Annotated in this window: 15 protein-coding genes and 1 riboswitch; of the genes, 6 read left to right on the top strand and 9 right to left on the bottom strand. The window is 71.0% G+C overall.

Going from position 1 to position 17,603, the window contains the following annotated elements:
- The first annotated feature begins 109 nt into the window (after window positions 1-109).
- The 3 genes from ABZT93_RS00860 (at window position 110) to ABZT93_RS00850 (ending at window position 2,508) form a co-directional block, all read left to right on the top strand.
- Window positions 110-601, top strand: coding sequence for a DUF6668 family protein (locus tag ABZT93_RS00860; RefSeq protein WP_356098377.1), 492 nt, complete (start codon window positions 110-112; stop codon window positions 599-601).
- Complete coding sequence (locus tag ABZT93_RS00855; protein WP_356096971.1) at window positions 598-1,806, top strand: amidase; 1,209 nt, start codon at window positions 598-600, stop codon at window positions 1,804-1,806. Before ABZT93_RS00860 ends, ABZT93_RS00855 begins: the two co-directional genes overlap by 4 nt.
- Before the next feature lie 111 nt (window positions 1,807-1,917).
- A complete protein-coding gene (locus ABZT93_RS00850) occupies window positions 1,918-2,508 on the top strand; it encodes an NAD(P)H-dependent oxidoreductase (RefSeq protein WP_356096969.1) in 591 nt (196 codons plus the stop codon).
- Here the strand turns inward: ABZT93_RS00850 and ABZT93_RS00845 are convergent.
- The 4 genes from ABZT93_RS00845 to ABZT93_RS00830 all read right to left on the bottom strand — a co-directional run bounded on the left by ABZT93_RS00845 (window position 2,498) and on the right by ABZT93_RS00830 (window position 6,909).
- Entirely contained in the window at window positions 2,498-3,403 is a 906-nt protein-coding gene (locus tag ABZT93_RS00845; RefSeq protein ID WP_356096966.1) for an ABC transporter permease, read from the bottom strand. The two genes, ABZT93_RS00850 and ABZT93_RS00845, sit on opposite strands and share 11 nt — an antisense overlap.
- On the bottom strand, window positions 3,390-4,394 hold the full coding sequence (locus ABZT93_RS00840; RefSeq protein WP_356096963.1) for an ABC transporter ATP-binding protein: 1,005 nt from the start codon (window positions 4,392-4,394) through the stop codon (window positions 3,390-3,392). The genes ABZT93_RS00845 and ABZT93_RS00840 overlap by 14 nt, the downstream gene beginning before the upstream one ends.
- 32 nt (window positions 4,395-4,426) lie before the next feature.
- Window positions 4,427-5,662: a sigma-E factor regulatory protein RseB domain-containing protein gene (locus ABZT93_RS00835; protein ID WP_356096960.1), complete on the bottom strand. Its 1,236-nt coding sequence runs from the start codon at window positions 5,660-5,662 to the stop codon at window positions 4,427-4,429.
- A gap of 236 nt (window positions 5,663-5,898) precedes the next feature.
- Window positions 5,899-6,909 (bottom strand): polyprenyl synthetase family protein, encoded by a 1,011-nt coding sequence (locus ABZT93_RS00830; RefSeq protein ID WP_356096957.1) that lies wholly within the window; start codon window positions 6,907-6,909, stop codon window positions 5,899-5,901.
- Window positions 6,910-7,226: 317 nt separating this feature from the next.
- Between ABZT93_RS00830 and ABZT93_RS00825 the strand changes: the two genes are divergently transcribed.
- Window positions 7,227-9,245, top strand: a complete 2,019-nt coding sequence (locus tag ABZT93_RS00825) for a CocE/NonD family hydrolase (protein ID WP_356096954.1) — start codon at window positions 7,227-7,229, stop codon at window positions 9,243-9,245.
- Window positions 9,246-9,486: 241 nt separating this feature from the next.
- Window positions 9,487-9,689, top strand: a riboswitch (cyclic di-AMP (ydaO/yuaA leader).
- Between the two features lie 5 nt (window positions 9,690-9,694).
- On the top strand, window positions 9,695-10,177 hold the full coding sequence (locus ABZT93_RS00820; RefSeq protein WP_356015321.1) for a transglycosylase SLT domain-containing protein: 483 nt from the start codon (window positions 9,695-9,697) through the stop codon (window positions 10,175-10,177).
- Window positions 10,178-10,180: 3 nt separating this feature from the next.
- Here ABZT93_RS00820 and ABZT93_RS00815 read toward each other — a convergent pair whose 3' ends face one another.
- The 5 genes from ABZT93_RS00815 to ABZT93_RS00795 form a co-directional block, all read right to left on the bottom strand.
- Window positions 10,181-10,993, bottom strand: a complete 813-nt coding sequence (locus ABZT93_RS00815; RefSeq protein ID WP_356096951.1) for an HAD family hydrolase — start codon at window positions 10,991-10,993, stop codon at window positions 10,181-10,183.
- A 119-nt stretch (window positions 10,994-11,112) separates the two neighbouring features.
- Window positions 11,113-12,141, bottom strand: a complete 1,029-nt coding sequence (locus ABZT93_RS00810) for a LacI family DNA-binding transcriptional regulator (protein ID WP_356096948.1) — start codon at window positions 12,139-12,141, stop codon at window positions 11,113-11,115.
- A gap of 41 nt (window positions 12,142-12,182) precedes the next feature.
- Window positions 12,183-13,049: a carbohydrate ABC transporter permease gene (locus ABZT93_RS00805; protein ID WP_356096945.1), complete on the bottom strand. Its 867-nt coding sequence runs from the start codon at window positions 13,047-13,049 to the stop codon at window positions 12,183-12,185.
- On the bottom strand, window positions 13,046-14,041 hold the full coding sequence (locus ABZT93_RS00800) for a sugar ABC transporter permease (protein WP_356096943.1): 996 nt from the start codon (window positions 14,039-14,041) through the stop codon (window positions 13,046-13,048). The genes ABZT93_RS00805 and ABZT93_RS00800 overlap by 4 nt, the downstream gene beginning before the upstream one ends.
- A complete protein-coding gene (locus ABZT93_RS00795; protein ID WP_356096940.1) occupies window positions 14,038-15,375 on the bottom strand; it encodes an extracellular solute-binding protein in 1,338 nt (445 codons plus the stop codon). Before ABZT93_RS00795 ends, ABZT93_RS00800 begins: the two co-directional genes overlap by 4 nt.
- Window positions 15,376-15,743: 368 nt before the next feature.
- Between ABZT93_RS00795 and ABZT93_RS00790 the strand changes: the two genes are divergently transcribed.
- Window positions 15,744-16,883 carry an arabinogalactan endo-1,4-beta-galactosidase gene (locus ABZT93_RS00790; protein WP_356096938.1) on the top strand — a complete coding sequence of 380 codons (1,140 nt, stop codon included), beginning with the start codon at window positions 15,744-15,746 and terminating at the stop codon, window positions 16,881-16,883.
- Window positions 16,884-17,603 lie beyond the last annotated feature (720 nt).

Below are 17,603 nucleotides of genomic sequence, written 5' to 3'. Positions count from 1 at the left end.
ACGTACTGTCGAGTCTCTCCGCTCGCCCCCGGTTCTCACGTCACCGTGATGTCACAGGCCTGTTCCAGGAGGGGGAGGGCGGGTGGGATGGCAGAGTCGGGGCGCGGGCATGCGGACCGACGTGCGGCGAGAGGCGGAGAACGTGCAGCAGGGGCCGGAGATCTGGATCCGCGGGCCGGTGGCCCCGACCGGGAGGCGGTTCGCGTGGGTCGGCACGCACGGCGGCGCCGGCGTCTCCACCCTGGCCGCCGTCTACGGCGGTCACGACAGCGGACGCGACTGGCCCGGCCCCGGCGCCCCGGCCTCCGTCCTGCTGGTCGCCCGTACCCACGCCTCGGGGCTGCTCGCCGCCCGCCGCACCCTGGAGCTCTTCCGGCGCGGGGAGCACCCGCCGGGGCTCGACCTCGACGCCGTCGTCCTCGTCGCGGACGCTCCCGGCCGGCTCCCGCGCCCACTCGCCCAGCAGGTCAAGGAGATCGAGTCCACGGTCGACGTGTACCGCGTGCCCTGGGTCCCCGCGTGGCGCCTCGGCGACCTGAACGCGACCCCGCCTCGCGGAACCGAGCCACTCGTCCGGCTCACCCGGGCCACCGCTCCATGACGGCGACCGCCGCCCTCTCCGCCGCCGACCTGGCTTCAGCGGTCCGTTCCCGCTCGCTGCGGGCCGTGGACGTCACCGCCTGCGCCCTGGAGCGGATCCGGCGCGCGGATCACGAACTGTGCGCCTTCGCCGAGGTGTGGGAGGAGGAGGCGCTGCGCCGGGCACGCGAGATCGATCTCCGCGTCGAGGCGGGTGAGCGGCCGCCGCTCGCCGGGGTGCCGATCGGGGTGAAGGGGCGGCACGGGCTGCGCGGTGCGGCACCGCTCCTCGCGGCCGGGTGCGTACCCGTCGGCGCGACCTCCGTGCCCGGTCCCGGAACTCCCTGGCAGACCTGGGGGCTCGGCGCCCACGGCCGTACCGTCAATCCCTGGCGCGCCGACCGCACCCCGGGCGGTTCCTCGGCGGGCTCCGCGGCCGCGGTGGCCGCGGGGCTCGTCCCGATGGCGACGGGGAGCGACGGCGCGGGGTCGATACGGATCCCGGCGGCGTGGTGCGGGGTGATCGGCCTGAAGGCCACGAACCCCGGCCACGGGGGCAGCGGTGTCGACCGCGTCCGTACCGGTGGGGGCCTCACGGCTCCCGGCATCCTCGTCCGCCACGCCTGCGACGCGGCCGCCTACTGGCACGCGGTCTGCGGTGACGTCGGGGGCAGCGACGGAGGGGGAGACGAGCGCCGTGACCTCGTGCCGCCCTCCGACCTCCCCGTCGTCCCTCTCCCCGTCCCCGCCCTCTGGTCCCCCGATCTCGGCTACGCCGACCCCGACCCCGGGATCGTGCGGATCGCCCGCGCTGCGGTGGGGCGGCTGGCCGACGCCGGTGTCGTACGGCTCGGCCGGCCCCTCGCCCCACCGCGCCTGCACGACCCGGCCCCCGCCTGGCTCGCCCTGCGCACCCCGGGGGCCGATCCGCGGGACGCCGACCGGATCCGGGCCGCCAACGACCGTCTTCTCGACGAGATCTTCGCCGGCACCGACCTGCTGCTGACGCCCACGACCCCGCACCCGCCGCACGGTCACGAAGGCCCGGGTGAGCGCTACTCCACCGCTCTCACCTGGGCCTTCAACCTCAGTGGACACCCGGCGCTCAGCCTCCCCGCGGGCCTCGGCCCCGACGGCTGCCCGGTCGGGCTCCAGTTCGTGGCCCGGCACGGCGGCGAGGCGCTGCTGCTGGAGGTCGCGCGGGCGGCACAGGCGTACGCCTCCTGAAGCACCCGGGCTGAGGCACCACCTGACGGGGCACCTCCTGGACACTTACTTGCGTATACATATAATGCATGTGCGAGTATTTACCGTACGCCGATCAGCCGGGAGCTCTCCATGACGCGCCGTTTCCTGTTCGTGCTCGGCAGCAGCCGCAGCGACGGCAACACCGAACTGCTGGCCCGCCGGGCCGCAGAACAACTGCCCCCGGATGTCGAGCAGCAGTGGATCGACCTCACGGAACATGCGCTGCCGGACTTCGAGGACCTCCGCCACGACACCGACCATGTGCGTCCGACGATCGGGAACACGGCACTGCTCTTCGACGCGACGCTCGCGGCCACGGACATCGTGATCGCCTCCCCGCTGTACTGGTACTCGGTCTCCGCGAACGTCAAGCGCTACCTCGACCACTGGTCGGGCTGGCTGCGCACGCCGGGGGTCGAGTTCAAGGCGACCATGGCGGGGCGCACGCTGTGGGGTGTCACCGCGCTGGCGCACGAGGAGTTCGAGGTCGCCGCCCCGCTGATCGGCACCCTGAACAACTCGGCCGCGTACATGGGGATGCGCTTCGGCGGGGTGCTCCTGGGCAACGGCAGCAAGCCCGGTGACGTCCTGCGGGACACCGATGCCCTTGCCCGGGCGAAGACCTTCTTCGACCAGGAGGCCCCGCTCGCGCGGTTCCCCTACGAGCAGATCACGCCGTGATGTCCTTCGCCGTGAACCTCGCCCAGGCCGCCGAGCCGAACACCGCCGCGTACAGCGCCTGGAGGCCGAGGTTCTTCACCAGGTCGTCCCAGTAGACCGGCTCACGCATGAGGTCGGCGAAGGACAGCCAGTAGTGGGAGAAGAAGTACGGCTGAAGCGCGTGCAGTTGGGGGATCTGGTCGAGGATCTGGACCGTGATCAACAGGCCGACCGTCGTGGCCATCGCCGCGATGCCGCTGTTCGTGAGCGTCGAGACGAACAGGCCGAGGGCGGCCACGCCGGTCAGTGAGGCGGCCACCACCAGCGCGATCAGCAGGGCTCTGCCCAGCCCCTCCGTGAAAGGGATCCGGGTGCCGGAGATCGTCGTCAGGTCGCCGAGCGGGAAGAGTACGGCCCCCACCGTGAGCGCCGAGAGGGCGACCACGAGGGTGGCGACCAGGCAGAACGTCATCACCGTCGCGTACTTGGTCAGGAGCAGCCGGGTGCGGCCCGCCGGGGCGACCAGCAGGTAGCGGAGGGTGCCGGCGTTGGCCTCGCCCGCGATCGCGTCGCCCGCGATCACGCCGATGGACATCGGGAGGAAGAAGGGGAGGGTCGCGGCGAGGGCGGTGAAGACCAGGAAGAGGCCGTTGTTGGTGATCTGGGAGATGAAGGCGGGTCCGCTGCCGCTGGGGCTGGACCGGGAGTCATCACCGGTCTCGATCTTCACTGCAATGCCTACGAGGATCGGGACGGCCGCGAGTACCGCCAGCAGGGCGAGGGTGCGCCAGCGGCGGAACGTGGTGTGGAGTTCGTTGCGGAAGAGGGTGCCGTAGAAGGTCGTACGGCGGGTTGCGGGTTGTGGGGGCTGGGCGGCGCGCAGTTCCCCGCGCCCCTTCACGTCAGCCTGCGACATCGAAGCCCTCCCCTGTCAGGGCCACGAAAGCGTCCTCCAGAGAGGCCCTCTCCACTCCGAAGCCGCGCACCCTCACCCCCGCCGTCACCAACGCCGTGTTGACGTCCGCCAGTTCACCGTCGGGTGGGTCGGAGGTGACCCGGTCCTCGGCCACGACCACATCGCCGGCCCCCTGTTCCTTCAGCACCCTCGCCGCGTCCGCCGCATCCGGGGTCGTCACCACCAGGCGTCCCCTCACTCCCGCCGCCAGGTCCGCCACCGAGCCCTGGGTGATCAGGCGGCCCTGGGACATCACCGCCGCGTGGGTGCAGACCTGTTCGATCTCGTCGAGGAGGTGGGAGGAGAGGAAGACGGTGGTGCCGTCCGAGGCCAGCTCCCGCACCAGGGAACGGATCTCGCGCATGCCCTGCGGGTCCAGGCCGTTGGTCGGTTCGTCCAGGACCAGGAGTCTGCGGGGCTGGAGGAGGGCCGCGGCCAGGCCGAGGCGCTGTTTCATGCCCAGTGAGTACGCCTTCGCCTTCTTGCCCGCGGCGGCCGCGAGGCCCACCCGGTCCAGGGCCGCCGCCACACGGGTGCCCCGGGTGCGCGGGTCGGCGGTCGGGTCCGCGGCGTCGTAGCGGACGAGGTTGTCGCGGCCGGAGAGGAAGCCGTAGAGGGCCGGGCCCTCGATGAGCGCGCCGACGTGCGGGAGGACGGTCCGGGAGGCGCGCGGCATGGGGCGGCCCAGGACGCGCGCGGTGCCGGAGGTCGGTTCGATGAGGCCCATCAGCATGCGGATGGTGGTGGTCTTGCCGGAGCCGTTCGGGCCGAGGAAGCCGAAGACGCTGCCCGCCGGGACGGTCAGGTCGAGACCGTCCACGGCGAGCTGTCCGCCGCGGTAGCGCTTGGTGAGGGCGCGGGTGTGGATGGCACTTGCGTCCGCACCCGCAGCACCGCCTGCGCTGTCACTCGCCCCCTCCGGATCCGGTGCCGTGGCGGACGGCTGGTCCATCGGCTCCCTCGATTCGTCGTGCCCGCTCGGGACTACTTCGCCGCGTCGGCCGCCTTGACCAGCGCGTCCTTGGTGACCGCGCCGACGTAGACCTTGCCGTCGTCGGTGATCAGGGCGTTGATCAGGCGGGTCTTGAAGACGGTGCCCTTCCCGAAGTCGCCGGAGACCTTGTCGCCGAGCGAGTCCAGGAAGCCGCCCACGTCACCGCCGACCTCGGAGCCGGACGGGACGCCCTGGCCGCCGGTGTCGAAGGCGGCGATGGAGTCCCAGCCGTCCCCGATGACGTTCAGCCCCTCGGGGCCGCCCTTGCCGAGGTCGGCGGAACCCTTGGCCAGGTCCTCGCGCTGCTCCTTGCCGAGGCCCTCGGAGTGGCCGGGCGCCTTCGACGCGTCCCCCTCCTCGACCTTCGCCCCCTTCGGCGGGGTGAAATCGAAGGTCGAGGAGGCCGGCTTGGCGAAGCTGACCTGGGTGAAGCCCGCGTCCACGACGGCCGCGCCGCCGCTCGCCGGTGTCAGCGTGAACTTCAGCGGCAGACCGGTCTTCGAGTCGACGGCCACGGTGATCTGCCCGACCGTCGAGCCCTCGTCCTTGGGCTTGATGACCAGACGGTAGGCGTCCCGGCCCGCGACCTGCGCGGTGCCCTCCACCGTCACCGACGTGGTCTTGTCGGCGGCCTTGAGGGCCTCCTCGGCGAGGTCCTTGGGCGTGGCCGGAAGCTCCTTCCGCTTCCCGTCGCTCTCGGAGGCCTTGGTGTGGAAGACCGAGTTGGACTCGCTGTCGTAGCCCCAGACGTCCTTGCCGTTGTGGATGAGGCTGTATTCGGCCGCGTTCTCCAGCAGCGAGACCTTCTGCCTGTCCTCGCCGTCGGCCGCGACGCGCAGCGTGTGCGTGCCGGAGGCGAGTTCGGTGAGCTTGGTGGACGGGTCGGCGGACGAGCCGCCGCCCGAGCCGGAGGGCCCGGCGGCGGAACCGAGCGAGCTCTCCAGGCCGCCGAGGTCCGGCAGACCGAGGTCCGTGGTGATCTTCACGGTGCCGGACAGCTGCTCCACGTCCGACGCGGCGATCTTCTCGATGAGTTCCTGTGCGCTGATCTTCGGCAGGTCGGGGTCGCCGGAGTCGGCGAGCGCCGGGACGAGCCCGATGGTCGCCGCCGCGATCCCCACCACCGTGGCCGGCACGACGTACCGCGCGGCCTTGCGCCGGCGCGCGGAACGCAGCTCCTCGGCGTCCGCGGCGGTCGCGCTGTCGTCGGATTCGTACGGTGCCATGTGTGCCTTACCTCCGTCGTCGGCGGCGGCTGTCAACTCCCGTGCGTCCACCCGTAGCCGCCATTCTCACCCGAATCGGTGAGGAGTGGTGTTTTCCGTGGTGTCCATCTGACCAAATCGGCCATGAAGATGCGTCAGCCCTCGGGGCCAACTCGATGTACACCTGGGGTATGACACGACATGCCGACGCCCCCTACGACCCGTAGGGGGCGCCGCCGCTCGGGACCACCGGCCCGCTAGCCCGCCCGGTGGACCACCGCGTCGCACAGCTCCATCAGGGCCGCCCTCGCGTCGCACTCCCGCAGCGGGGCCAGGGCCGCGCGCGCCTCCTCCGCGTAGCGCACGGTGTCCCGGCGGGCCTGCTCCAGCGCGGGGTGGGTGCGCAGGGCCGCCAGGGCCTCCGCGTGCCGGGCGTCGTCCGTGAGGTCGGAGTCGAGCAGCTCGCACAGCGCCTTGTCCTCGGCCAGGCCGAGCCGGGCGGCCCGCTCCCGCAGCCGCAGGACCGGCATCGTGGGGATGCCCTCACGCAGGTCGGTGCCCGGTGTCTTACCGGACTCGTGGGAGTCGGAGGCGATGTCCAGGACGTCGTCGGCGAGCTGGAAGGCGACGCCGAGGCGCTCGCCGTACTGGGTCAGGACGTCCACGACCGTCTCGTCGGCGCCCGACATCATCGCCCCGAAGCGGCACGAGACCGCGACCAGCGAGCCCGTCTTGCCGCCGAGGACGTCCAGGTAGTGGTCGACCGGATCCCGGCCGTCCTGCGGTCCGGCCGTCTCCAGGATCTGGCCGGTGACCAGGCGCTCGAACGCCTCCGCCTGCACCCGGACCGCCTCGGGACCGAGATCGGCCAGGATGTGCGAGGCGCGGGCGAACAGGAAGTCGCCGGTCAGCACGGCCACCGAGTTGCCCCAGCGGGTGTTGGCGCTGTCCACACCCCGCCGGACCTCGGCCTCGTCCATGACGTCGTCGTGGTACAGCGTCGCGAGGTGGGTCAGCTCCACCACGACGGCCGACGGCACCACGCCCGGCGCATAGGGATCCCCGAACTGGGCGGCGAGCATCACGAGCAGCGGCCGGAACCGCTTTCCGCCCGCCCGTACCAGATGCTGGGCGGCCTCCGTGATGAAGGGGACCTCGCTCTTGGTGGCCTCGAGCAGTCCCTCCTCGACAGCCGCCAATCCGGCCTGGACATCGGCTTCCAGAGCCTGGTCCCGCACGCTCAGCCCGAACGGCCCGACGACGGTCACGAGGGGTCTCCTGTCTGCTGGTGTCTTCTGCGGTTACGCGGAATGTCGATAGGTCGCTGCCATCACTCAAGTCAGCGTATCCGGTCACCTTTGGATCACCGATAGCGCCCGCCCCGTCCATGCCAGGCGGTATCGGATCACGACCGGTATGTTTTTGATCACCTGAAAAGAACGGATATCTATCGACTTGTAGGGAAGTACCCGCCGGTGTCCCGAACCGATCGTCGGCCCCTGCTCGCTGTCCCTCGTCCTGGCGAACGGCATCCGGGCCCAGCCGGTGAATCTCTACGACGATGTCGACCGACGGGACCCCACCGATGCGCATCCGTACGTCCTTCCCCCACGAGACGACCCACGACGACGTCCGCATCCCGCTCCCGGACGGGACACTCCTGTACGCACGCGTGTGGCGACCCCTCACCCAGGAACCGGTACCCGCGATCCTCGAATACCTGCCCTACCGCCTCACCGACCGGACCGCGGCCCGTGACCGGCAGCGCCACCCCTGGTACGCGGGCCACGGCTACGCCTCCGTCCGCGTGGACGTACGCGGGCACGGCAACAGCGGGGGCCTGCCGGGCGACGCGTACTCGGCGACCGAGCTCGCCGACGGGGTCGAGGTCGTCGACTGGCTGGCCGCGCAGCCCTGGTGCGACGGCCGGGTCGGCATGTTCGGCATCTCCTGGGGCGGCTTCGCCTCCCTCCGGATCGCGGCGCTGGCTCCCGAGCCGCTCAAGGCGGTCGTCGCCGTCTGCTCCACCGACGACCGCTATGACAACGACGCGCACTACATGGGAGGTTCCGTCCTCGCGGTGGACATGCACGCGTGGGCGGCGACGATGCTCGCCTTCGTCTCCCGGCCGCCGGATCCGCTCCATGTCGGGGACGCCTGGCGGGAGATGTGGCTCGAACGCCTCGAAGCGGTCGAGCCGTTCGTCCACACGTGGCTCGGCCACCAGACCCGCGACGACTACTGGCGGCGCGGCGGCGTCCGCGAGGACTTCGGCGCGATCGGCGCGTGCGTCCTCGCGGTGGGCGGCTGGCACGACCCGTACCGCGACACGGTCCTGCGGCTGGTCGAGCACCTGCCGGCCGACGGCGTACGGGGACTGATCGGCCCCTGGTCCCACCAGTACCCGGACCGCGGCCTGTCGCCCGGCCCGGCGATCGGCTTCCTCCAGGAGACCCTGCGCTGGTGGGACCAGCACCTGAAGGGCGTGGACACCGGCATCATGCGGGAACCGCTCCTGAGGGCCTACGTCAGCGACTCCCACCCCCCGGCCACGGCCTACGACACCCTGCCCGGCCGCTGGCTCGGCGAGCCGGCCTGGCCGTCCCCGAACGTGACGACGGTGTCGTACGGCCTTCAGGGCGCACCCGTCCTGCTCCGTTCCCCGCAGCACACGGGTGTGGACGCCGGCCGTTTCCGCCCCGTCGGCAACGACGCCGACCTGCCGCCGGACCAGCGGGAGGAGGACGCCCGTTCGGCCTGCTTCGACTTCGCGGTGGGCGAGGAGACGTGGATCCTCGGACGGCCGCGGGTGCGGCTCAGGGTGACCTCGGAGGTGTCGCGCGGGCAGGTCGTCGCGCGGCTCTGCGATGTTGCTCCGGACGGGTCGTCGACGCTCGTCACGCGGGGCGTGCTGAACCTCTCGGCACGCCACGGCCGGGACCGGGTGGTGCCCTGGGAGCCGGGGGCCACGCAGGAGGTGGCCTTCGAGCTGAACGGCATCGGGCACGCCTTCCCGCCCGGCCACCGCATCCGGCTCGCCGTGTCCTCCGCGTACTGGCCGTGGATCTGGCCGCAGCCCGGGTCGCAGGCGGGATTCACCCTGGAGCCGGCGGGCAGCTTCCTCGAACTGCCGGTACGCGCGCGTGAAGTGGACTCGGCCATCGCCTTCGAGGAGCCGGAGCAGTCCGGGCCGCTCGGGGTCACCCGCGGCGTAGCCGCTGACGGATGGAGCCCCGCCACCCTGGACGAACCCCGCCCCGAGCGGCTGGTCGTCCGTGATGTGGCCAAGGGCGAGTGGCGTCTGGAGGTCGACCCCCGCCGCGGCGGCACGCGCGTGTACCCCGACGGACTGGAGTCCACCGAGGACGCGCTGGAGACCTACTCGATCGACGAGCAGGACCCCCTGTCCGCCCGCACCCGCTCGGACTGGTCGATCCGGCTGCACCGCCCCGAGCTCGGCTGGGACGCGACCGTCCGGACCCGCTCGGAGATCACCTGCGACGGAACGGACTTCCGCACCTCCGACGAGGTCGTCTGCACCGACGGCGGCGAGGTGGTCTTCCACCGGACGTGGGAGAAGCGGATCCCACGGACGGCCGGTTGAACATGAGTTGAGCATTATTGACCGTTTTACCCCTCTTGCGCTCGGCTGTGACTTGGCCCACTCGTCCGGACGGATCGGCGTGAATCCGGAATCCGCCGATCCGCCTTTCCTCGTGCGCGAGTTGAGGCTTGGCGAACGCAAAGGATCAAGTGCCCCAAATGCCTCTTACCAAGGTCAATAGGCATCGCATGTGACTTCGCCACTTGTTCCGGACATGTGCTCTCGCATACGTTCCCGGCCTGTCGGGCGGACGCCGAATCCTGCCACCACCCGACAACACCCACCTAGAACCACGGCAGGAGCGGGGGAACCAGGTAAGTCGCCGTACCGGTCGTCTTCGGACATACCGGTACGGCTTGGGGTGAAGTCACGCCTTTCGTAGGCGTGGCCGGGCAGCTCCCGCCCGAACCCGACAGCTCACCTCGCAGGCGACGGAGAGGAACTTCGCCATGTCTGCTGCCGCTCAGCACCGCCGTACCCGTACCAGCCGTCTCGCCCGCAAGCTCGCCGTCGCCGGCACCGGAGTCGCCGTACTCGCACTGCCGCTCATCGGTGCGACCAGCGCCTCCGCGGCCACCCCGACCGTGCAGACCGCGACCACGCTCGGCTACTCCAACACCCTCGACGGCTGGATCCGGGCCTCCCTCGCCGTCATGGCGGAGCACGGCATTCCCGGCTCCTACGACGGCATCTACCGCAACGTCATCCGCGAGTCCTCCGGCAACCCCTACGCCATCAACCTCTGGGACTCCAACGCGGCCGCCGGCACGCCCTCCAAGGGCCTGCTCCAGGTGATCGACCCGACCTTCAACGCGTACCACGTGGCCAACACCTCGTGGGACCCGTACGACCCGGTGGCGAACATCACCGCCGCCTGCAACTACGCGGCCCAGCGGTACGGGTCCATCGACAACGTGTTCGGCGCGTACTAGGAACTACGCCCGCGGGAAGAGTCTTTCGAGGACGACGGCGATGCCGTCGTCCTCGTTCGACAGGGTCACCTCGTCGGCCACGGCCTTGAGTTCGGGGTGGGCGTTGGCCATCGCCACGCCGCGGGCCGCCCAGTCGAACATGGGGATGTCGTTGGGCATGTCCCCGAAGGCGATCGTCACCTCGGGCCCCAGGCCCAGGTGTTCGGCGGCCAGCGCGAGGCCGGTCGCCTTGGTGATGCCGCATGGCTGGAGTTCGACGGTCCCGGGCCCGGACATGGTGACCGTCGCCAGCGAGCCCACCACCGAGCGTGCCGTGACCGCCAACTCGTCGTCGGACAGGTAGGGGTGGCGCAGCAGCACCTTGCTGATCGGCTCGCACCACAGGTCGTCACGCCGGCCGACCCGCACGGCGGGCAGCGTCGGGTGGGGCATCAGATAGCCGGGCTCGATGAGCGTGAGCCCGTCGACGCCGTCCTGGTCCACGGCCGCGTACACCTGCCCGACCTCGGCCTCGATCTTGCCGAGCGCGGTCTCGGCCAGCTCCCGGTCCAGGGTCACCGACCAGAGCAGACGGTCCGCGCCGGCGTCGTACACCTGCGCGCCCTGTCCGCACACCGCGAGCCCCGTACTGCCGAGGTCGTCGAGCAGCGGCCGCACTCTGGGAGCCGGCCGTCCCGTCACGACGAGATGCCGGGCCCCGCTCGCCGCCACCCGTGCGAGCGCGGCCAACGACCGGTCGGAGAGCGTGTCGTCGGCGCGGAGCAGCGTGCCGTCGAGGTCGGTGGCGATGAGGGCATATGCGGGGGAGGCGGCCATGATCAGAGAATACGGATGGTTGGCCCCTCCGACTCGACGCGAACCGGACGGCTGCTGCTTTCACATCCGTTGACGGCAGTTCCGGTTCCGGGGGCCACCTCGGACGGGCCCGCGGAGCGCTACGCCGAGTCCCGCACCACCAGTTCGGTCGGGAGGATCACTCCGGCCGTGTCCTCGCCCGCGATCTGGGCGAGGAGCATGCGGACCATCTCGGCGCTGATGCGGTCGAAGGGCTGGCGCATGGTGGTGAGGGCGGGGGCGATGGCGGTGGCCGCCGGGGAGTCGTCGAAGCCGCCGACAGCGATGTCATCCGGGACCGCGCGCCCGGCCTGCTGAAGGACGCCCACGACCCCCAGGGCCATGAGGTCCGAGGCGACGAACACCGCGTCCATGTCCGGGGCCTGGGCCAGCAGGCGGCGGGCCGCCCGTTCGCCGCCGCTGCGCCGGAAGTCGCCCTCGACGACGAGCGCCGGGTCATAGGGCAGGCCCGCCTCGGCGAGCACGTCCCGGTAGCCGCCCAGCCGGTCGGGGCCGCCCGGCATGTCGAGCGGCCCGGTGACCATGCCGACCCGGCGCCGGCCGCCGGCGAGGAGATGGCGGACCATGTCCTGCGCGCCCTCCCGGTCGGCGGCGGCCACGTAACTCACCTTGGTGCCCCGCCCTATCGGCTTGCCGCAGACCACCAACGGGATCCCGGCGTCGTGCAGTTCGGCCGCGACCGGGTCACCGCTGTGGTTGGAGAGCAACAGCACGCCGTCGACGTGGCCCGAGGTGATGTACCGGGTCAGCCGGCGCCGGTCGTCGTCGCTCTCGGCCAGCATCAGCAGCAGCGGGATGTCGTGCTGGGCGAGCCGCTCGGTGCAACCGCGCAGCAGGACGTTGAAGTTGGGGTCCTCGAAGAACTTCTCCTGCGGCTCGGTCAGCAGGAACGCCACCGAGTCCGACCGGCCGGTGCTCAGGCTGCGCGCATGCCGGTTGACCACGTACCCGGTCCTCTTGATGGCGGCCTCCACGGACCGCCGCGCGGCGGGCGAGACGTAGTGGCCGCCGTTCAGGAAGCGGGAGACGGTGCCCCGCGAGACGCCCGCCTCCCGGGCCACGTCGTGGATGGTCGGTGGCTTGCGGCGTCCGTTCGCGCTGGTGGTCATGTTCCTCGTTCGGAGACGTTCGTGCAGGGGAGCCCGGGGCCTCAGGCCTTGACCGCGCCGCTCATCAGGTCCAGCGACCAGAACCGCTGGATCACCAGGAAGAGCCCGATCAGCGGCAGGATCGCGAGCAGGCACCCGGTGATGACCAGGGTGTAGAGCGCGGGCTGCGAGGCGCCCTGGGCGAGCAGGGTGTACAGGCCGAGGGTGATCGGGAACTTCTCGTCGTCGGCGAGCATGACGAAGGGCAGCAGGAAGTTGTTCCAGATGCCGACGAACTGGAAGAGGAACACCGTGATCAGCCCGGGCATCATCATCGGTACGGCGATCCGCGAGAAGATCCTCCACTCGCTCGCGCCGTCCATCCGGGCCGCCTCCATGAGCTCGGCGGGCACCGACGCGGCCGCGTAGATGCGGACCAGGTAGACGCCGTACGGCGACAGGATCGACGGCAGCAGCATCGACCAGTACGAGTCGGCCATGCCCAGCTTCGACAGCAGCAGGTACTGCGGTACGGCGAGCACGATGGACGGCACCAGGACGCCGGCCAGGATCATCTTGAAGACGGCCTCACGGCCTCGGAAGCTGTAGCGGCCGAGCGCGTAGCCGCCGGCGGCGGAGACCGCGGCGGAGAGCAGGGCCCCGAGACCGGCGTAGAAGGCCGAGTTGGCCATCCACCTCCAGAAGATGCCGTCCCGGTAGTCCGTGAGGTCGCTGAGGTTCTGGAAGAACCCGCTGCCGGGGGCGAAGGTGAAGGTGGAGAAGAGTTCCGACCGGTCCTTCGTCGCCGCGATGACCACCCAGGCGATGGGGATCAGGCAGTACAGGGCGCCGAGGAGCAGGACGATCGTGGGCACCCAGGCGGTGCGGCGGCCGCCCTTGGGCCTGGCGGTGAGGGTGAGGGGAGTCATGCCCGGTCCTCCCGGGTGTAGCGGTCGGAGATGCGCAGCAGGGTGAAGGAGAGGACGAACGTGGCCAGGGCCAGCACGACCGCGGTGGCGGAGGCGCCGTAGATGTCGGACTGGAGGAAGGCCTTGTCGTAGATGGCCATCAGGGGGCTCCAGGAGCTGGGCAGGCCGTTGGTGAGCGGCTTGAGGGCCATGGGCTCGGTGAAGACCTGGAGGGTGGCGATCACCGAGAAGAAGAAGGTGAGCACCAGCGAGGGCATCACGATCGGGATCTTGATCTTCAGGGCGATGCTCAGGTTGCTCGCGCCGTCGATCCTGGCCGCCTCGTAGATGTCCTGCGGGATCGCCCGCAGGGCGGTGTAGATGACGATCATGTTGAAGCCGGTGCCGCCCCAGACCGCGATGTTCGCGAAGGAGAGGTACAGGTTGCCGCCGTCGAACAGGTCGGGCTGCGGGAGGCCGAACTTGTCCAGCAGGTAGTAGAAGGGGCTGACGTCCGGCAGGTAGAGGAAGCCCCACATGAGGGCGGCGATGATGCCGGGGACCGCGTACGGCAGGAAGATCATCAGCCGGGCGAAGGGCGCGCTGCGGGCCTTCGGGGTGTCCAGCATCAGCGCGAACAGCAGCGCGAGGCCCAGCATGGTCGGGATGACGATGAGGCCGTAGCCGAAGGCGCGCAGGATGCTGTGGCCGAACTCGGAGTCGTCGAGGACGTCGGTGTAGTTCCCGATGCCGTTCCACACCTGCTCGCGGGCGCCCTTGCCGAGTCCGATGCCCCTGACCCGGACCTTGTGCAGGCTCAGCCAGACCGCGTACCCGATGGGCACGACGGTGAAGGCCGCGAAGAGGGTGAGGGTGGGCACCAGGAACCAGTACGGTGCGCTGCGGCCACGGCGGCGGGGGCGGCTGGGGCGGACGGTCGGGGCGGTGCCGGTGCCGTCCGCCAAGGGCCCGACCTCGGTGAGGTCGGCGCCCTTGAGCGGAGCGCTGGTCATGCCTCGGTCACCTCGAAGCCCTGCTTCTTCATGTCGGCGAAGGTCTTCGACTGCACGGTGGCGAGGGCGGAGTCGAACTGGGCCTCCTTCTTCGCCTTGCTGGCCTTGCCGAACGCGTCCTGGAAGGTGGTGTACGCCGTGTTGACGTTGGGACCCCAGGCCGCGGCGGCGGTGGTCGCGGCGATCTCGCCGGCCGTCGTGTAGAAGTCCGCCTGGTCGGAGAAGAACTCCGGCGTGGTGAGGATCGAGCCGGACTGGCCCTTGGTGGCGGCCGGGTAGATCGCGACCTCCTTGACCAGGGCGGCCAGCGCCTCCGGGTCGGTGTTCAGCCAGGTGGCGAACTTGGTGGCGGCCTCGGTGTGCTTGGAGTCGGAGGAGACGCCAGTGGAGGAACCGCCCCAGCTGCCGGTGACGTTCTCGCCGGACTTCCACTGCGGCAGCGGGGCCATGCGCCACTTGCCCTTGGTGTCGGGCGCGGAGGAGACCAGCACGCCGGGCGCCCAGACGGCGGAGACCCAGGCGAGGTGGGTGCCCTTGTTGAGGGCGTTGTTCCAGGCCGGGGTGTACATCGGCTGGTTGTCGATGACGCCCTCCTGCACCAGGCCGCCCCAGAACTCGGCGACCTTCCTGGTGGCCGCGTCGCCGATGCCGACGGTCCACTTGCCGGCCGAGTCGACGGTCCACCACTTGCCGCCGGCCTGCTGGGAAAGGCCCGCGAACAGACCGGGGTCGTTGGCGGAGAAGGTCGTCAAGTAGGCGTCCGGGACGGCCTTCTTGGCGGCGCGGGCGGTCTCGGCGAACTCCGTCCAGGTCTTCGGGACGCTCAGTCCGTGCTTCTTGAAGAGGTCCTCGCGGTAGTAGAACATCAGCGGCCCGGAGTCCTGCGGGATCGCGTAGAGCGCGTCCGTGCCGAGGGTGACCATGCCCCACAGGCCCTCGGCGAACTCGGACTTGGTGTCGCCCGCGTACTTGGAGATGTCGGCCAGCACGTCGTTGGAGACCAGTGTGGGCAGGGACTGGTACTCGACCTGGATGAGGTCGGGGGCGTTGCCGGCCTTCTTGGCGGTGATCACCTTGGAGAGGATCTCCTGGCCGCTGGCCTGCTTGGACACCGTGACGGTGATGTCCGGGTTCTTCTTGTTCCAGATCGCGGCGACCTTCTCCATGTTGGGCGCCCACGACCAGTAGGTCAGCTTGACCGGCCCGCTGCTCTCGCCGGAGTCCTTGTCGTCGGAACCGCCGCAGGCGGCGAGGGTGCCGGTGAGGCCGAGGGCTGTGGCCCCGGCAAGGATGCTGCGCCTGCTGATCTGGCGGCGGTTGATCGACATCTTCATCTCCCCTGACTTGGAACCAGCCGGTCTCGAGACGTCGCGCGTTCGCGGCAACCGCCGTGGGGGGAGGTTCTGCGGACGTACCCGAGAGGCTGTGCGCGAGGGCCGCGCGGCTCTGTGATCGTGCACAGTAGAGAATTGTTTCGGCCCCTTGTCAATGGCGGGTGCGTGGGGTTACCTACTTGTTGCCCGCCGATGACGGGGGTGAGGGGCGCTGTGCACGATCACAGAAAATGAGGGTTTTCTGGGGCGTGCGGCGTTTCGCCGGCTCCCCTCACCCCACTCCTCGGCCCTCCCCCGGCCCGCCCCCGGCCGCCGAAGTCACCGCAGAGCCGGTATCTCCGCGACCGTCCGCGAAAGGACCCCTTGACATGCGCAGACGCAGTGTTCTCACCGCTGCCGGAGCCGCCGCGCTGGCCGTTCCCGTGCTGGGGGCGGCACCGGCCGTCGCCGCACCGGCCACCGCCCGGCGGAGCTGTCTGGACATCCGGGGCGTGGACATCTCCTCGCTGCCGAAGAACGAGGACCACGGGGCGGTGTACCGCACGGCCGACGGCCACCGCGCGGACCCGGTGCGCCTGATCGCCCGGGCCGGCGTCACGCACGCCCGCCTCAAGGTGTGGGTGAACCCGGCCGACGGCTACAACAACAAGGCGCACATCCTGCCGCTGGCCCGGCGCCTCAAGCGGGCCGGGGTCGGCATCTGGATCGACTTCCACTACTCCGACAGCTGGGCCGACCCGGCGCACCAGACCAAGCCGGCCGCGTGGGCGGGACTGGACGTGGCGGGCCTTTCCCGGGCGGTGTACGACCACACGGCGGATGTGCTGGGCGCCTTGCGGAGGCAGGGCACTCCGGCTCAACTCGTGCAGATCGGCAACGAGTTGAACGGCGGCCTGATCTGGCCCGAGGGCAACTGGGAGCACTTCGACAACATGACCGCCTTTCTCAAGGCCGGTCTGAGCGCGGCCCGCGACACCACCCCGCGCGTCCGCACGATCCTGCACCTGGCGAACGGCGGCGACAACGGGCTGTACCGCTGGTGGTTCGACAACGTGGTGTCGTACGGCGTCGACTTCGACATCATCGGGCTCTCGTACTACCCGTTCTGGCACGGCCCGATCGCGGACGCGGCCGCCAACATGGCCGACATCACGGCGCGTTACGGCAAGCCCTGCGTGATCGCCGAGACGGCGTACCCGTTCACGCTGGAGAGCGAGGACGACGTCAACGACATCATGAACAGCCCCTCACAGCTGACCGAGGGCTACCCCGCCACCCCCGAGGGCCAGGCCGCCTGGCTGCGCACGGTGGCCGACCTCGCCGCCGGGGTCCCGGACGGGCAGGGCCTCGGCTACTGCTACTGGGAGGGCCTGTGGACCTACCGCGCGGGCAACGGCTGGGACCCGACGGACCCGTCCTCGGGCAACGCGTGGGAGAACCTGGCGCTGTTCGACTTCGAGGACCGGGCACTGCCGGGGTTGCGGACGCTGGGGCGGTATCGGGCGTAGGCGGGGGTGCGGGGGTGCGGGGGAGTGTGGCCGGGGTGACATCTCGCGGCCCCGGGGGCTTGTCACCTGTGCGCGGGGGCCGCGGGGTGTGCCGGGCCACGGTTCGCGGGACCGCGAGGGTGCACGGGCCAGCTGTCGCGGGGACGCCGGGACGGACCGGGCTACCTGTCGCGGGACCCCGAGAGCCTGTCGCGCACGCGAGGACAGGGGGCGTATCGGGCCATACCCCCCGCGCCGCAGCGACGGACCGGGCTACCCCTCGCGCGACGCCGGGGCGGACTGGGCTACCTCGCGCGACGCCGGGGCGGACTGGGCTACCTCGCGCGACGCCGGGGCGAACCGGGCTACCCCTCGCGCAAGCCCGAGGCTCTGTTTCGCCCGCACGCGAGGGCAGCGGACGTATCGGGCCACGGGACGCGGGGGCGGACCGGGCCAGCCCCCGCAGAACACCGAGGCCCCGACGCCGGCATGCAAGGACCGCACGGCAGACCCGGCTAACCAACGCGGAAGGCCGAGGCCTTGGCGCCCCACGCGAGAACCGCGGCGCATACCGGGCCACACCCCACGGGACACGAGGCCGGACCGACCGGGCCAGCCCCCGCAGAACACCGAGGCCCCGACGCCCGCATGCAAGGACCGCACGGCAGACCCGGCTAACCAACGCGGAAGGCCGAGGCCTTGGCGCCCCACGCGAGAACCGCGGCGCATACCGGGCCACAC

Source organism: Streptomyces sp. NPDC005303, from assembly GCF_040607335.1.
GTDB lineage: Bacteria > Actinomycetota > Actinomycetes > Streptomycetales > Streptomycetaceae > Streptomyces.
Note: the sequence above shows the minus strand (reverse complement) of the source record. Positions and strands in the feature narration are given on the sequence as shown.

Bases quoted from the DNA above. Each gene is read 5' to 3' on its own strand.
- ABZT93_RS00820 (WP_356015321.1), top strand. From the start codon at position 9,695: ATGTCTGCTGCCGCTCAGCACCGCCGTACCCGTACCAGCCGTCTCGCC.
- ABZT93_RS00790 (WP_356096938.1), top strand. From the start codon at position 15,744: ATGCGCAGACGCAGTGTTCTCACCGCTGCCGGAGCCGCCGCGCTGGCC.
- ABZT93_RS00825 (WP_356096954.1), top strand. From the start codon at position 7,227: ATGCGCATCCGTACGTCCTTCCCCCACGAGACGACCCACGACGACGTC.
- ABZT93_RS00855 (WP_356096971.1), top strand. From the start codon at position 598: ATGACGGCGACCGCCGCCCTCTCCGCCGCCGACCTGGCTTCAGCGGTC.
- ABZT93_RS00835 (WP_356096960.1), bottom strand. From the start codon at position 5,662: ATGGCACCGTACGAATCCGACGACAGCGCGACCGCCGCGGACGCCGAG.
- ABZT93_RS00815 (WP_356096951.1), bottom strand. From the start codon at position 10,993: ATGGCCGCCTCCCCCGCATATGCCCTCATCGCCACCGACCTCGACGGC.
- ABZT93_RS00800 (WP_356096943.1), bottom strand. From the start codon at position 14,041: ATGACCAGCGCTCCGCTCAAGGGCGCCGACCTCACCGAGGTCGGGCCC.
- ABZT93_RS00845 (WP_356096966.1), bottom strand. From the start codon at position 3,403: ATGTCGCAGGCTGACGTGAAGGGGCGCGGGGAACTGCGCGCCGCCCAG.
- ABZT93_RS00810 (WP_356096948.1), bottom strand. From the start codon at position 12,141: ATGACCACCAGCGCGAACGGACGCCGCAAGCCACCGACCATCCACGAC.
- ABZT93_RS00860 (WP_356098377.1), top strand. From the start codon at position 110: ATGCGGACCGACGTGCGGCGAGAGGCGGAGAACGTGCAGCAGGGGCCG.
- ABZT93_RS00850 (WP_356096969.1), top strand. From the start codon at position 1,918: ATGACGCGCCGTTTCCTGTTCGTGCTCGGCAGCAGCCGCAGCGACGGC.
- ABZT93_RS00805 (WP_356096945.1), bottom strand. From the start codon at position 13,049: ATGACTCCCCTCACCCTCACCGCCAGGCCCAAGGGCGGCCGCCGCACC.
- ABZT93_RS00840 (WP_356096963.1), bottom strand. From the start codon at position 4,394: ATGGACCAGCCGTCCGCCACGGCACCGGATCCGGAGGGGGCGAGTGAC.
- ABZT93_RS00795 (WP_356096940.1), bottom strand. From the start codon at position 15,375: ATGAAGATGTCGATCAACCGCCGCCAGATCAGCAGGCGCAGCATCCTT.